This is a genomic window from Streptomyces tamarix, assembly GCF_032423885.1.
Lineage (GTDB): Bacteria > Actinomycetota > Actinomycetes > Streptomycetales > Streptomycetaceae > Streptomyces > Streptomyces tamarix.
In genome coordinates, this window is sequence record NZ_JAWCTQ010000007.1 from 38,064 (window position 1) to 51,259 (window position 13,196).

General features: G+C 72.3%; 13 protein-coding genes. 8 read left to right on the forward strand and 5 right to left on the reverse strand.

All coding sequences use genetic code 11. The features are described 5' to 3' along the window. Nucleotides 1–491: 491 nt before the first annotated feature. From RND61_RS08045 to RND61_RS08055, 3 genes are all read left to right on the forward strand, one after another. Entirely contained in the window at nucleotides 492–695 is a 204-nt protein-coding gene (locus RND61_RS08045; RefSeq protein ID WP_010474007.1) for a cold-shock protein, read from the forward strand. A 462-nt stretch (nucleotides 696–1,157) separates the two neighbouring features. Then, a complete protein-coding gene (gene groL / locus RND61_RS08050; protein WP_315877113.1) occupies nucleotides 1,158–2,780 on the forward strand; it encodes a chaperonin GroEL in 1,623 nt (540 codons plus the stop codon). 279 nt (nucleotides 2,781–3,059) lie between these two features. After that, nucleotides 3,060–4,505: an alanine/glycine:cation symporter family protein gene (locus RND61_RS08055; RefSeq protein ID WP_315877114.1), complete on the forward strand. Its 1,446-nt coding sequence runs from the start codon at nucleotides 3,060–3,062 to the stop codon at nucleotides 4,503–4,505. Between the two features lie 175 nt (nucleotides 4,506–4,680). Here RND61_RS08055 and RND61_RS08060 read toward each other — a convergent pair whose 3' ends face one another. Next, nucleotides 4,681–5,541, reverse strand: coding sequence for a helix-turn-helix domain-containing protein (locus RND61_RS08060; protein WP_315877115.1), 861 nt, complete (start codon nucleotides 5,539–5,541; stop codon nucleotides 4,681–4,683). Between the two features lie 101 nt (nucleotides 5,542–5,642). On the opposite strand from RND61_RS08060, the gene RND61_RS08065 reads away from it, so the two are divergent. From RND61_RS08065 to RND61_RS08075, 3 genes are all read left to right on the forward strand, one after another. Then, entirely contained in the window at nucleotides 5,643–5,861 is a 219-nt protein-coding gene (locus RND61_RS08065) for a hypothetical protein (protein ID WP_315877116.1), read from the forward strand. Continuing rightward, the gene (locus RND61_RS08070) at nucleotides 5,858–6,136 is read left to right on the forward strand and encodes a hypothetical protein (RefSeq protein ID WP_315877117.1); all 279 of its coding nucleotides are present in this window, start codon (nucleotides 5,858–5,860) and stop codon (nucleotides 6,134–6,136) included. The genes RND61_RS08065 and RND61_RS08070 overlap by 4 nt, the downstream gene beginning before the upstream one ends. 110 nt (nucleotides 6,137–6,246) lie before the next feature. Continuing rightward, complete coding sequence (locus RND61_RS08075; RefSeq protein WP_315877253.1) at nucleotides 6,247–7,245, forward strand: aldo/keto reductase; 999 nt, start codon at nucleotides 6,247–6,249, stop codon at nucleotides 7,243–7,245. A gap of 103 nt (nucleotides 7,246–7,348) precedes the next feature. On the opposite strand, the gene thpR is transcribed toward RND61_RS08075, so the two are convergent. The 3 genes from thpR to RND61_RS08090 are packed head-to-tail and all read right to left on the reverse strand — an operon-like array spanning nucleotide 7,349 to nucleotide 9,814. Beyond that, nucleotides 7,349–7,930: an RNA 2',3'-cyclic phosphodiesterase gene (gene thpR, locus RND61_RS08080; RefSeq protein WP_315877118.1), complete on the reverse strand. Its 582-nt coding sequence runs from the start codon at nucleotides 7,928–7,930 to the stop codon at nucleotides 7,349–7,351. A gap of 12 nt (nucleotides 7,931–7,942) precedes the next feature. Beyond that, nucleotides 7,943–9,331 (reverse strand): MFS transporter, encoded by a 1,389-nt coding sequence (locus RND61_RS08085; protein ID WP_315877119.1) that lies wholly within the window; start codon nucleotides 9,329–9,331, stop codon nucleotides 7,943–7,945. A 30-nt stretch (nucleotides 9,332–9,361) separates the two neighbouring features. Beyond that, nucleotides 9,362–9,814, reverse strand: a complete 453-nt coding sequence (locus RND61_RS08090) for a MarR family winged helix-turn-helix transcriptional regulator (RefSeq protein ID WP_315877120.1) — start codon at nucleotides 9,812–9,814, stop codon at nucleotides 9,362–9,364. Nucleotides 9,815–10,020: 206 nt separating this feature from the next. Here RND61_RS08090 and RND61_RS08095 point away from each other — a divergent pair, with 206 nt between their 5' ends. Then, on the forward strand, nucleotides 10,021–10,203 hold the full coding sequence (locus RND61_RS08095) for a ribbon-helix-helix protein, CopG family (RefSeq protein ID WP_315877121.1): 183 nt from the start codon (nucleotides 10,021–10,023) through the stop codon (nucleotides 10,201–10,203). Here the strand turns inward: RND61_RS08095 and RND61_RS08100 are convergent. Beyond that, on the reverse strand, nucleotides 10,157–11,815 hold the full coding sequence (locus RND61_RS08100; protein ID WP_391653107.1) for an MFS transporter: 1,659 nt from the start codon (nucleotides 11,813–11,815) through the stop codon (nucleotides 10,157–10,159). The genes RND61_RS08095 and RND61_RS08100 overlap by 47 nt on opposite strands. A gap of 389 nt (nucleotides 11,816–12,204) precedes the next feature. On the opposite strand from RND61_RS08100, the gene RND61_RS08105 reads away from it, so the two are divergent. After that, complete coding sequence (locus RND61_RS08105; protein WP_315877123.1) at nucleotides 12,205–13,146, forward strand: helix-turn-helix domain-containing protein; 942 nt, start codon at nucleotides 12,205–12,207, stop codon at nucleotides 13,144–13,146. Nucleotides 13,147–13,196 lie beyond the last annotated feature (50 nt).

A 13,196-nucleotide genomic window follows, 5' to 3' on the forward strand; every position in this document is an offset into this window, starting at 1 on the left:
CCGTGCCGGTGTTCGCCGGGCGTCCGGCGGGGTAGGCGCGCGGGGCGGACGGAGCCTTTCGGGTTTTTCGGTCCGTCGGCGAAAGGGGCGGCTCGTTCATTTCGGAACGGGCGCCGAGGAAAGCGGAGGCGGCGATTCTGGAGGGTTGAAGGCGGTAGAGTTGGGGAACCCCCCGCCGCCGTCCGTGCCGGTTGCATATGAGAACGCGCCGGGGCCCGACAAGAAGTAGCCAAAGTGCCTCCGCCCGATGCGCGGTTTGCGCGCTTTGCCCGGCCCGACTTGCCCGGGGTTATGGCCGTTCCGGCCATCATTTCCCTTCACCGGCGCTTGGATTTCTCGTCCGATTGACCTGTTGCAGAGGGCAGTTGGGCAGATACATTCAGCCGCGGTCGACGCGTTCCGGCGCACGCCCACCCCTGTCAGTGGGCGAGGTCTGACCCGGGTCCGCGAAGTGCGGTCCTGTGCAAGGGCCAGTAATAGGGGAGTTAGGCATGGCTCAGGGCACCGTCAAGTGGTTCAACGCGGAGAAGGGGTACGGCTTCATCGCGGTCGACGGTGGTGCGGATGTTTTCGTGCACTACAGCGCGATCCAGATGGACGGCTACCGCACCCTTGAGGAAGGCCAGCGGGTCGAGTTCGAGATCTCGCAGGGCCAGAAGGGTCCGCAGGCGGACATGGTCAAGATCGCCGTCTAAGCACGACGCGTTCCGGCCAACGGCATTCGACGAAGGGCCCGCACCCCGTCAAGGGGTACGGGCCCTTCGTGCGCCCGCCCGCGGCCGGCCCCGCGGGCCCTTCACGCGCCCTCCCGCGGCCGGCCCCCGCAGCCGCGCCTCGCGGCTTCTTCGTGCGCCCGCCCGCAGCCGTCCCCCGCGGGGCCCTTCGCGCGTCCGTCCGAGAGCCCCTTGAAAGCCCCCCGAAAGCCCTCCCGAGAGCCCCTCCGAGCCCCCGCCGCCACCGTGGGGCGCTTGCACTCTCATAGGGCGAGTGCTAATCATTGGCGTTAGCACTCTGCGAGTGAGAGTGACAACGGAAGGACCTCGTCGGTGAGGCCCGCAAGGCGCGTGGGGCAAGGAACCACGCGGCACACGGGCCGTCCGTCGCGGGCGCCAGCGCGGTCCGGAGCAATCCACCCCAGTCCGGGAGGACCACTTCACATGGCCAAGATCATCGCGTTCGACGAGGAGGCACGGCGCGGTCTCGAGCGCGGGATGAACCAGCTCGCCGACGCCGTCAAGGTCACCCTTGGTCCCAAGGGTCGCAACGTCGTCCTCGAGAAGAAGTGGGGCGCCCCCACGATCACCAACGATGGTGTTTCCATCGCCAAGGAGATCGAGCTCGAGGACCCGTACGAGAAGATCGGCGCCGAGCTGGTCAAGGAAGTCGCCAAGAAGACGGACGACGTCGCCGGTGACGGTACGACCACCGCGACCGTGCTCGCCCAGGCGCTGGTCCGCGAGGGCCTGCGCAACGTCGCCGCCGGTGCCAACCCGATGGCCCTGAAGCGCGGTATCGAGAAGGCCGTCGAGGCCGTCTCCGGCGCGCTGCTGGAGCAGGCGAAGGACGTGGAGACCAAGGAGCAGATCGCCTCCACCGCCTCCATCTCCGCCGCCGACACCCAGATCGGCGAGCTGATCGCCGAGGCCATGGACAAGGTCGGCAAGGAAGGCGTCATCACCGTCGAGGAGTCCAACACCTTCGGGCTGGAGCTGGAGCTCACCGAGGGCATGCGCTTCGACAAGGGCTACATCTCGGCGTACTTCGCGACCGACATGGAGCGCATGGAGGCCGTCCTCGAGGACCCGTACATCCTCATCGTCAACTCCAAGGTCTCCGCGGTGAAGGACCTCCTCCCGCTGCTGGAGAAGGTCATGCAGTCCGGCAAGCCGCTGCTGATCATCGCCGAGGACGTCGAGGGCGAGGCGCTCTCCACGCTGGTCGTCAACAAGATCCGCGGCACGTTCAAGTCCGTCGCCGTCAAGGCCCCGGGCTTCGGCGACCGCCGCAAGGCCATGCTCGGCGACATCGCCATCCTCACGGGTGGCCAGGTCATCTCCGAGGAGGTCGGCCTCAAGCTGGAGAACGCCGGTCTGGACCTCCTGGGCCGCGCCCGCAAGGTCGTCATCACCAAGGACGAGACGACGATCGTCGACGGTGCCGGCGACAGCGAGCAGGTCCAGGGCCGCGTCAACCAGATCCGCGCCGAGATCGAGAACTCGGACTCGGACTACGACCGCGAGAAGCTCCAGGAGCGCCTGGCGAAGCTGGCCGGCGGCGTGGCCGTCATCAAGGCCGGTGCCGCCACCGAGGTCGAGCTGAAGGAGCGCAAGCACCGCATCGAGGACGCGGTGCGCAACGCCAAGGCCGCCGTCGAGGAGGGCATCGTCGCCGGTGGTGGCGTGGCCCTGCTCCAGGCGTCCAGCGTCTTCGAGAAGCTGGAGCTGGACGGCGACGAGGCCACCGGTGCCGCCGCCGTGAAGGCCGCCCTGGAGGCCCCGCTCAAGCAGATCGCCGTCAACGCCGGCCTCGAGGGCGGCGTCGTGGTGGAGAAGGTGCGCAACCTCACCCCGGGCCACGGCCTCAACGCCGCGACCGGCGAGTACGTCGACCTGGTCGCCGAGGGCATCATCGACCCGGCCAAGGTGACGCGCTCCGCGCTGCAGAACGCCGCGTCGATCGCCGCGCTGTTCCTCACCACCGAGGCCGTCATCGCCGACAAGCCGGAGAAGGCGTCCGCGCCGGCCGGCGGCGGCATGCCGGGCGGTGACATGGACTTCTGATCCCCCGCGGATCGGACCGTCCAGTAGTACGGACAGAGAGCGGCACCCCTGGCGCCAGGGGTGCCGCTCTCTCCGTTTTCCCTCTTCGGGGCCTTTCCCCTTCTCGATGTCCGTGTGCCCCTCCGCCCCGCCCGCCGGGCCGTGTCGCCCGCTCCGGATGTGAGGGAACGGGCCGGAGGTCGGTGTGACGACTGGGGCCGATTGTCGGTTCGTGTGAAGATGGGCCGGGTCTTCCTTCGGGGGGACCCCTGTGCTGTCGACCCCCCCACGAGGATTCCCGTGCAGACCTTCGATTCCCTGATCGTCGACGTCAACGACGTGTTCTGGACCTACCTGCTCATCCCGGTCGTCGTGCTGGCGGGCCTCTGGTTCACCCTGCGGTCCCGGGGCGTGCAGCTACGGCTGCTGCCGGAGATGTTCCGCGTGCTCAAGGACCCGGCGCCCGCGCCGGACGGGGACGAGGGCCGCAAGCCCGTCTCGTCGTTCGGGGCGTTCACGATCTCGGCGGCGGCCCGTGTCGGCACGGGCAACGTCGCGGGCGTCGCGAGCGCGATCACGCTGGGCGGCGCCGGCGCGGTGTTCTGGATGTGGGTCATGGCGATCGTCGGCGCGGCCTCCGCCTTCGTCGAGTCGACGCTGGCGCAGTTGTACAAGGTGCGCGACGAGGACGGCACGTACCGGGGCGGCCCGGCGTACTACATGCGGCGCGGGCTCGGGAAGCCGTGGCTGGGCTTCCTCTTCGCCGTCACGATCACGGTGACGTTCGGGCTCGTCTTCAACGCCGTGCAGTCCAACACGATCACCACCGTCGTCAGCGGCTCGCTCGGCGTCGACGACACCGGCGTCGTCGCCCCGGTGATCGGCGCGGTCGTCGCCCTGCTGCTCGGCCTGGTCGTCTTCGGCGGCGTACGGCGCATCGCGTCGGTCACGCAGTGGCTGGTGCCGGTCATGGCGATCCTGTACCTGGCGCTGGGCACCATCGTCGTCCTGATGAACATCACCGACGTCCCGCGGGTCCTCGCCGACATCGTGGGCGGCGCGTTCGGCTTCCGCGAGGTCGCGGGCGGCGCGGTCGGCGCGGCGATCCAGAACGGCATCCGGCGCGGCATGTTCTCCAACGAGGCGGGACTCGGTTCCGCGCCGAACGCGGGCGCCGCGGCGGAGGTCACCCACCCGGTGAAGCAGGGCCTCGTACAGGCGCTGGGCGTCTTCTTCGACACGCTGCTGATCTGCTCGATGACCGCGTTCATCATCCTCACCACCAACCCGACGCTGTCGGGCCGCCAGGGCGCGGACCTCACGCAGACGGCGCTGGAGTCGACGCTCGGCTCCTGGGCCGGGCACGCGTTGACGGTCGTCGTGTTCATGCTGTGCTTCTCGACCCTGATCGGCAACTACTACTACGGCGAGTCGAACATCGAGTACATGACCAGCAGGCGCTGGGTCCTCCCCGCGTACCGGACGCTGGCCCTCGTGACGGTGTTCCTCGGCGCGCTCGGCACGGTGAGCGTCGTGTGGAACCTGGCGGACGTGTTCATGGGCTTCATGGCGCTGGTCAACCTGGCGGCGATCGTGCCCCTGTCGGTGGTGGCGTTCCGCCTGCTGGACGACTACCAGACCCAGCGCCGCGCGGGCCGGGACCCGGTCTTCACGGCGAGCCGCTTCCCGGACCTGACGGGCGTCGAGTGCTGGCCCGACGGGAACGCGCGCGACCGCGTCGGCTGACCCCGCCGGCCCGGCCGGCACCGGCTGACCCCGGCCGGTCTGTCCCCCGCCGGCCCGGCCCCCGTCGCGGTCTGGCCCGTGCGGCGCCGAGAGCGTCTGGCCCGTGCGGCGCCCGGGGGCGGTGGCTCCCCAGCAGAGACTCCCGCCGCTCCCGCCGTGGCCCGGCCCATGCTGCTCAGGGCCGTTCAGGGCCGCTCGGGCCGGGCGTCTCCAGGGCGTAGTCCTCGGCCGCCGCTTCGATCAGGGCCAGCGAGTCCGCGGGGGAGAGGGCATCGGCGCCGAGCAACTCGTACGTCAGCGCGTGGCGCTTGACGAGGGTCGGGTCGTCCTCCAGCCTCCCGGTCTCCAGCCCCTCCAGGTAGGCCAGCGGCGGCGCGTCGTCGAACGTCATCAGCTTGACGGCGCCCTCCATGGCCGCGTGCGCCCCGGCGCCGAACGGCAGGATCTGCACGATGACCCGGTGGCGGCGGATCAGCGCGGCGAGGTGGCCCAGCGCCTCCGCCATGACCTCGGGGCCGCCGACCGGGCGGCGGACGACCGCCTCGTCGAGGATCGCCCAGAACAGCGGCCGGGTGGGGTCGTCGAGCAGCCGGGTGCGTTCCATCCGGGCGTCGGCCTGTTCGTCGAGGGCCTCTTCGGTGGCCGTCGGCCGGTACGCGCGGAAGACCGCCCGTGCGTACGCCCTCGTCTGGAGCAGGCCCGGGATCAGCAGCGGGGTGTACTGCTTGATGGTCGCCGCCATCGCCTCCGCGTCCGCCGCCTCGGCGAAGTGCTCGGGGTACCTCGACTTCCCCGCCACTTCGCAGTTGCGCTCGAAGAAGCCGTTGGTCTTCAGCAACTGGTCCAGTTGGACCGCCATCTTGCGCTGTATCCGCCGGGTGCCGGCCTCCAACTGCCCGACGAAGGAGCCGCTGACGAAGAGCGGCGCGCCCAGGGCCTCCTGGCTCAGGCCCGCGTTCTCCCGCGCGTGGCGCAGCTCGGCGCCGAGCAGGGCCCTGGGTGATGAGGACGGATCCAGATCCTTTGGACCGGGCATGGCGCAACTCCCGTTAGCCAGATGGGGTTGTTGGAGCCCCGACTTTGTTCAGGCTACTGACTCTTTGACCACTCTGTGTATGGAATACGAATACTCTGCGTATGGAGGTGCGTGCCATGACGGAGCGGCTGCGGGAGGCGGAGGAGGCGGTGGCCAAGTTGAGGGGCGAGCTGTTCAAGGTCGGTGTGGTCCTGCCGTCGCTGCGGGTGGACCCGGTGACGGCGACGAGCGAGACGCCGTGTCCGCTGGTGGAGTTGGGACGGTGCAACCTGGACACGGCGGTCCGGCTCGCGGCCGCGCTGGAGGGGGCGCGGAAGTGAGTTCGGCGGACGGCGGTACGACCGGCACGGCGGGGGACGCGGCGGCGCACGCGTCGGGGGACGCGGACCGCACGCCCGACACCGGCGCGTACGTGATCGACGCGCGCGACGGGCGGGTGGGCCAGGTGATGGGCCACGTCGGCGGGTACGTGCAGCTCCGGCCGCCGGGCGGCGGGCGGGAGTGGGACTGCCCGCCGGACGCGGTGGCGCCCGCCGCGCCGGACGTGGTGCTGCGCGCCCGGGTGCGGGAGCTGAACCGGGCGAGCCTCCGCTAGCGGCCTGCCGGCCGCGCCGCCGTCCCCCGCGGTCGCCGCCGTCCGCGGGTGGCGGCGCGCGGCCGGGGGCCCTTGCCTGGAGTGCGCTCCAAGGAGTTGGCTTGTCCTCCATGAAGTACACGCAGCTCGGACGCACGGGACTCAAGGTCAGCCGACTCGTCCTCGGCACGATGAACTTCGGACCGCAGACGGACGAGGCCGGAAGCCACGCCATCATGGACGCGGCGCTCGACGCCGGAATCAACTTCTTCGACACCGCCAACGTCTACGGGTGGGGCGAGAACAAGGGCCGCACCGAGGAGATCATCGGTTCGTGGTTCGCGGGCGGCTCCGACCGCCGCGACAAGGTCGTCCTCGCGACGAAGGTGTACGGGTCGATGGCCCCGGACGGGGAGCCGTGGCCCAACCACGACCGGCTGTCCGCGGTGAACATCCGGCGGGCGGTCGAGGCGAGCCTGAAGCGGCTGAACACCGACCACATCGACCTGTACCAGTTCCACCACATCGACCGCCGGACCCCCTTCGACGAGATCTGGCAGGCGATCGACGTCCTGATCCAGCAGGGCAAGGTGCTGTACGCGGGGTCGAGCAACTTCCCCGGCTACAAGATCGCCCAGGCGAACGAGGCGGCCGCGCGGCGCGGCATGGTCGGCCTGGTCAGCGAGCAGTGCCTGTACAACCTGGTGGAGCGGCGCGCCGAGATGGAGGTCATCCCGGCGGCGCAGGACTACGGGCTCGGCGTGATCCCGTGGTCGCCGCTGCACGGCGGGCTGCTCGGCGGCGTCCTGCGCAAGGAGCGCGAGGGCGGCGCGTCGCCGCGCGCGCAGGCGGGCCGGTCGGCGGACGCGCTGAAGGACACGGACGTGCGGGAGCGGATCCAGGCGTACGAGTCGCTGCTGGAGAAGCACGGCCTGGAGCCCGGTGAGGTGGCCCTGGCCTGGCTCCTCACCCGCCCGGGCGTGACGGGCCCGATCGTGGGGCCCCGTACGGCGGACCAGTTGGCGTCGGCGATCCGCGCCTCGGAGCTGGACCTCACGGAGGAACTGCTCACGGAGCTGGACGGGATCTTCCCGGGCCCGGGCCCGTCCCCGGAGGCCTTCGCCTGGTAGGCGTCCCCGCGCCGCGTCCCCGGCGCCCGGGGGCGCGGCGGGCGCGCACGCGCGGGACGGCGGCCATGATGCGGTTTCGGGTCTTCGGATCCACCCTTCGAGGTTAACCGGCCGCCGGGCCCGGCCCGCCCAGGGGCCACGTGGCGATCGTCTCGTAGCGGGGCGCCTCGCCGGGAACCCCCGACGCGGGGAGGTTGCTGCGGACCAGGGCCAGCTCCGTGACCTCCCAACGACCCCCCTTGAAGCGCTCCAGCTCCGCCACGAACGGCCGCAGGTCCGTGTCGACGCGGCTGCGGGCGAGCGTGAGGTGCGCCTGGTACCGGCGGTGCTCGTCCATCGCGACGCCCGAGCGCCGGGCCGCCGCGTCGGAGCGCTCGGCGAGCAGCCGCAGGTCGTCGAGGCCGCCCGCCGCGCCCGCCCACAGGGTGCGGTGGCCGAACCGCCCGCCCCCGTGGACGCGCAGCGGGAACGGCTGCGTGCGGCGCGCGGCCCGGGCGAGCCGCTCCGACAGCTCCGGCAACAAGGGCTCGTCCACCTCACCCATGAACGCCAGCGTGTAGTGCCAGCCGGGGCGGCCCGTCCAGCGCAGCCCGTCCGCGCCCGGCAGCGTCCGCAACCCCTCGACGAGGAGCGCGAGTTCCTCGACCGCCGCACGGGGCGGCAGCACGGCAGCGAAAAGCCTCATGCGGCGAGTCTGTCACGCCGTCGCGGCGAGGCGGGCGGGCTCTTCACGCCCTTCCCGGGGCACGAAACGCACCTGCGGGTGCCGTACGCGGCGCCCCGGCCGCAGCTCCACGCGCAGCCGCACGCCGACCGCCCGGGACAGCAGCAGACCGATCACCACCGCGGCGGCCAACGACACGGCACCGCCCGTCGCGAAGCCGACGCGCGCGCCGTACGTGTCGGTGACCCAGCCCAGCAGGGGCGCGCCCAGCGGCGTACCGCCGGCGAAGACCATCATGTACAGGCTCATCACGCGGCCCCGCATCATCGGGTCCGTCGCGAGCTGCACGAAGGAGTTCGCCGTCACGTTCACGGTCAGGCCGAACATCCCGATGGGCACGAGCAGCAGCGTGAACAGCCAGAAGCTCGGGGTCACCGCCGCGGCGATCTCCAAGGCGCCGAAGACGGCGGCGGCCCCCACCAGCAGCCGCAGCCGCGAGGTGCCGCGCCGGGCCGACAGCAGCGCGCCCGCGAGGGAGCCGACCGCCATGAGCGTGTTGAGGAAGCCGTACGTGCCGGGGCCGACGTGGAAGACGCCGTCCGCGAAGGCCGTCAGCCAGATCGGGAAGTTGAACCCGAACGTGCCGACGAAGCCGACCAGCGCGATCGGCCAGATCAGGTCGGGCCGCCCGGCGACGTACCGCAGGCCCTCCCGCAACTGGCCCTTGCCGCGCGGGGCGCGCGCGGACGGGTACAGCTCGGCGGGGCGCATCAGCAGCAGCGCGGCCAACGGTGCCAGGAACGACAGGCCGTTGACGAGGAACGCCCAACCGCTGCCGACCGACGCGATCAACAGACCGGCGACGGCGGGGCCGACGAGGCGGGCGGACTGGAAGTTCGCCGAGTTCAGGCTGACCGCGTTGCGCAGTTGCGCGGGGCCGACCATCTCGGAGACGAACGACTGGCGGGCCGGGTTGTCGACGACGGTGACCATGCCGAGCAGGAACGCGACCAGGTACACGTGCCACACCTGGACGTGCCCGGACAGGGTGAGCGCGGCGAGGCTGAGTCCGCACAGGCCGAGGGCGACCTGGCTGAGGACGAGGAGGCGCCGCTTGGGGTACCGGTCGGCGATCACCCCGCCGTACAGCCCGAACAGCAGCATCGGCAGGAACTGGAGCGCCGTCGTGATGCCGACGGCGGCGGCGGAGCCGGTGAGGCTCAGGACCAGCCAGTCCTGGGTGATGCGGGCCATCCACGTCCCCGTGTTGGAGACGATGGCCCCGGTGAAGAAGAGACGGTAGTTCCGCACCTTCAGCGAGGCGAAGGTGCCGCCTGCGGCGCGGTGCGGGGCGCGGGTGGTGGGGTTCGGGGGATGGGGGTTGTGTCCGGGGGCGGAGAGTTCTCCGGTTCCCGTACTCAAAACGGGGTCGCCTCCTCGTATCGGGTCGTCCTACAGGTGCGCGAGCTTCTCCAGTACGGGGGCGGCGGCGCGCAGCTTGGCCCACTCGTCCTCGTCCAGACCCTCGGCGAGGGAGGCCAGCCAGGCGTTCCGCCTGCGGCGGGACTCCTCGAGCATGGCCTCGGCCCGCTCGGTCTGGCTGACCACCTTCTGGCGGCGGTCGTCCGGATGCGGCTCCAGCCTGACCAGTCCCTTGGCCTCCAGCAGGGCGACGATGCGGGTCATCGACGGCGGCTGCACGTGCTCCTTGCGGGCCAGCTCACCGGGGGTGGCCGAGCCGCAGCGGGCGAGGGTGCCGAGCACCGACATCTCGGTCGGGCTCAGCGACTCGTCGACGCGCTGGTGCTTCAGGCGCCGGGACAGCCGCATGACGGCGGAACGGAGCGCGTTCACAGCAGCCGCGTCGGCGTCGTCGCCGGAGCCGCTGCGGGACAGGTCAGGCATGTTCTTTAGCATAACTCATTACTCTGCCTAAAGACCAGCCGGACGGTCCGGGTCCCCGCCGGCGCGCCGGTGGTCTTCACCACAGTGGCCGCCGAGGGGCTCGCGACCCGGGGCGAGTACCAGCATGGGGGGTGAATCACTCGTAGGAGTGATAATCCGACGAAAAGTGGCGCGTGGGCGCCGAGGCTGCCGCGACCCTGTCCGTCATGGGATCGACAGTGCTCAGCCTGCGGATAGACGGAGAGCTGCTCGACCGGGTCCGGCAGCACGCGGCACGGAGCGGAATGAGCGTCCAGGACTACGTGGTCCGGACGCTCGTCCGCGAGGACTTCGACGAGCGCTTCAGCGCGGCCGTCGACGAGACGGAGAAGTTCTACGGCCTGACGTAGGGCCCGCCGCGACGCCCCGGGCGGGGGACTCCGCACCGGAACCGACCGTGACTCCACCGGCCGCCCCGGTGCCGGCCGTCTTGGCGCTGTCCGCTCCGGGGCCGGTTCCGGCGGCTCCGGTACTGGCCGTCCCGGCTCCGGCCGCGTCGGTGCCGGTCGCGTCGGTACTGGACGTCCTGGCTCCGGCCGCCCCGGGGCCGGTCGCTCCGGTACTCGCTGCCCCGGTGCCGGTCGTGCCGGTGCCGGTCTTCGGGAGCCGGCGCAGGGCGAGGGCGCCGAGCGCGGCGTGGAGGGCGGCGGCGACGGCGACGGCGGCGTGCAGACCGGTGACGAAGGCGGACTTCGCGTCACCGGCCACCGCGGGCGCGAGGCCGGGGGTCCTGAGCGTCTCGTCGAGAGTGCCGGCGAGGTCCGGCCCCTGGAGCCGGAAGACCAGCGCGGCGAGCGAACCGAGGAGCGCGATGCCGAGGGCGTTGCCGATCTCGTTGCTGGTCTCGGCGATGGCCGCCGCGGACCCGGCGCGTTCCGCGGGGACCGCGGCGACGGCGGTGTCGGCCACGACGCTGAAGGAGATGCCGTAGCCGACGCCGGTGACGACGGTGGACGCCACGTACCAGCCGATCCCGCCCGATACGCCGGTCGCCAGGAGCGGGAGCAGGCCCGCGGCGACGCCGAAGTGGCAGGTGACGAGCGCCGCCCGCTTGCCGAAGCGCTCCACCAGCGCCGGTGTGACGACGCAGGTGACGGTGAGCACGACGGCGCCGGGCAGGGCGAGGAGGGCCGCGTGCGGCGCCGGCAGCCCGAGGACGGTCTGGAGGTGGACGCCCGTGAGGTAGGCGGTCGCCGACCACGCCGCCAGGGGCAGGAGCCCGGTGACGACCGCGATCGTGAACACCCGGTCGCGGAAGAGGCCGACGTCGATCAGCGGGTGCTCCAGGCGGCGCTGCCGCCGGACGAACCACCCCAGGACGGTGACGCCGGTGATCCCCGCGACGCCCGCGGCGGCCGTGGGGCCCTCCGCGGCGGTGTGCTTGACCGCGTAGACGGCCAGGAGGACGCCCCCCGCGGAGAGCAGGACGCTCAGGGCGTCGACGCGGCCGGGCCGGGTGGCCCGCACCTCGCGGAGCAGGGCCGGGGCCAGGAGCAGGAACAGCAGGGCGACGGGGACGTTGATCAGGAAGACCGCCCCCCACCAGAACCTGCCCAGTAGCTGACCGCCGACGACCGGGCCGATCGCGAACCCGGCGGCGAAGGTGGCCGCGAAGATCCCGATCGCCCTCGCCCGCCGGCGCGGGTCGGTGAACAGCTCGCCGAGCACCGCCAGGGCCGACGGCAGCAGGGTGGCCCCCGCCGTGCCCATCAGCGCCCGGAAGGCGATCAGGAGGGACGGGTCGGTCGCGAACGCCGCCCCCGCCGAGGCGGCGCCGAACACGGCCGTACCGGCCATCAGTAGCCTCAGCCGGCCGTACCGGTCGCCGAGGGCGCCGAACGCGACGAGCAGGGACGCGACCGCGAAACCGTAGACGTCCAGGATCCACAGGGTCTGGTCGGCGGTGGGCGAGAGGTCCTCGGTGATCCGGGGCATCGCCAGGAACAGGACCGACCCGTCCATCGCCACCAGCAGGACCGGGCCGAGCACCACCAGCAGGCCCAGCCAGGCGCGCGCACCGGGAGGGGGAGGAGAGGAGGAGGGACCGGAGGAGGGAGTGGAAGGGCCGTGGGAGGGAGCGTAAGGGCCGGAAGGGGTGGAGGGGCCGGAGGGGCCGGAGGGGCCGGAGGAGCCAGAAGAGTCGGAAGAGCCGGAGGGGCCGGAAGGGCCGGAGGAGCCAGAAAAGTCGGAAGAACCGGAGGGGCCGGAAGAGACGGAAGAGTCGGAAGGGGAGCGTCGTCGTTCGTCCATGCCCCGACGGTGCGCCGCCGCCCGCCCGGCAACCAGGCCCGTGCCGTGGGTACCCCTCGCAGGGGCACCCTGGGGCCGGCCGGGGCGCCTACGCTCGGGCCATGGAGCTGGAGAGCCTCGGGACGTACCTGAAGACCCACCGCGGCCGGGTCACCCCCGCCGACGTCGGACTGCGCACCTACGGCACCGCCCGCCGCGTACCGGGCCTGCGCCGCGAGGAGCTCGCCCAGCTCGCCGGGGTGAGCGTCGGCTACTACACCCGGCTGGAGCAGGACCAGGCCGGCACCGCCTCCCAGCAGGTCCTCGACGCGCTCGCCCGCGTGCTCCGGCTCGACCCGGCCGAGACGGTCCACCTGCACAACCTCGCCCGCCGGCCCGCCGTCCCGCGCCTGGTCCGGCCCCGGCCCGAGAAGCCGCACCCGCGCGTCCTGGCGCTCCTGGCGTCCCTGGCGGAGAGCTCGCCGGCCGTCGTGCTGGGCCGCCGCGGCGACGTGCTGGCCTGGAACCGCGCCGGACACGCCCTCGTCGCGGAACACGTCGACTTCGACGCGCCCGGCGACCCCGCGCGCCGGCCGTCCGTCCCCCGGATGTTCTTCCTCGACCCCCTCGCCCGCGACCTCTACCGGAACTGGGACGAGCTGGCGCGGACGCACGTGGCCTACCTGCGGCTCACGGCGGGCCGGTACCCCACCGACGCGAGGCTGGCCGAGCTGATCGGCGAGCTGGCCATGCGCAGCGGCGACTTCGCCGCGCTGTGGTCCAGGGGCGAGGTCGCGGACTGCACCGTGGGCGCCATGCGCCTGCGGCACCCCACCGTCGGGGACGCCGACGTCGACTACCAGGTCTGGCTCCAGCCGGACAGCCCCGATCACCGGCTGGAGGTCTACACCCCCCGGAACGAGTCCTCGGCCGACGCGCTGCGCCTGCTGTCCGGGCAGATAGCCGCCGGGCAGGCCGTCGCCGGACAAAGCGCCGCAGGACAAAACGCTGCCGGGCAGGCCACCGCCGGGCAAGACGTCGTCGGGCAGAGCGCCGCCGGGTAAAACGCCGCCGGGCCGCCCGGGCCCGCGGAGCGGGAACCCGGGCGGCCCGG

What these genes read in the sequence shown, in the direction of transcription:
- RND61_RS08045 (WP_010474007.1), top strand. Translation starts at nt 492, where the DNA reads ATGGCTCAGGGCACCGTCAAGTGGTTCAACGCGGAGAAGGGGTACGGC.
- groL (WP_315877113.1), top strand. Translation starts at nt 1,158, where the DNA reads ATGGCCAAGATCATCGCGTTCGACGAGGAGGCACGGCGCGGTCTCGAG.
- RND61_RS08060 (WP_315877115.1), bottom strand. Translation starts at nt 5,541, where the DNA reads ATGCCCGGTCCAAAGGATCTGGATCCGTCCTCATCACCCAGGGCCCTG.
- RND61_RS08065 (WP_315877116.1), top strand. Translation starts at nt 5,643, where the DNA reads ATGGAGGTGCGTGCCATGACGGAGCGGCTGCGGGAGGCGGAGGAGGCG.
- RND61_RS08075 (WP_315877253.1), top strand. Translation starts at nt 6,247, where the DNA reads ATGAAGTACACGCAGCTCGGACGCACGGGACTCAAGGTCAGCCGACTC.
- thpR (WP_315877118.1), bottom strand. Translation starts at nt 7,930, where the DNA reads ATGAGGCTTTTCGCTGCCGTGCTGCCGCCCCGTGCGGCGGTCGAGGAA.
- RND61_RS08090 (WP_315877120.1), bottom strand. Translation starts at nt 9,814, where the DNA reads ATGCCTGACCTGTCCCGCAGCGGCTCCGGCGACGACGCCGACGCGGCT.
- RND61_RS08095 (WP_315877121.1), top strand. Translation starts at nt 10,021, where the DNA reads ATGGGATCGACAGTGCTCAGCCTGCGGATAGACGGAGAGCTGCTCGAC.
- RND61_RS08100 (WP_391653107.1), bottom strand. Translation starts at nt 11,815, where the DNA reads ATGGACGGGTCGGTCCTGTTCCTGGCGATGCCCCGGATCACCGAGGAC.
- RND61_RS08105 (WP_315877123.1), top strand. Translation starts at nt 12,205, where the DNA reads ATGGAGCTGGAGAGCCTCGGGACGTACCTGAAGACCCACCGCGGCCGG.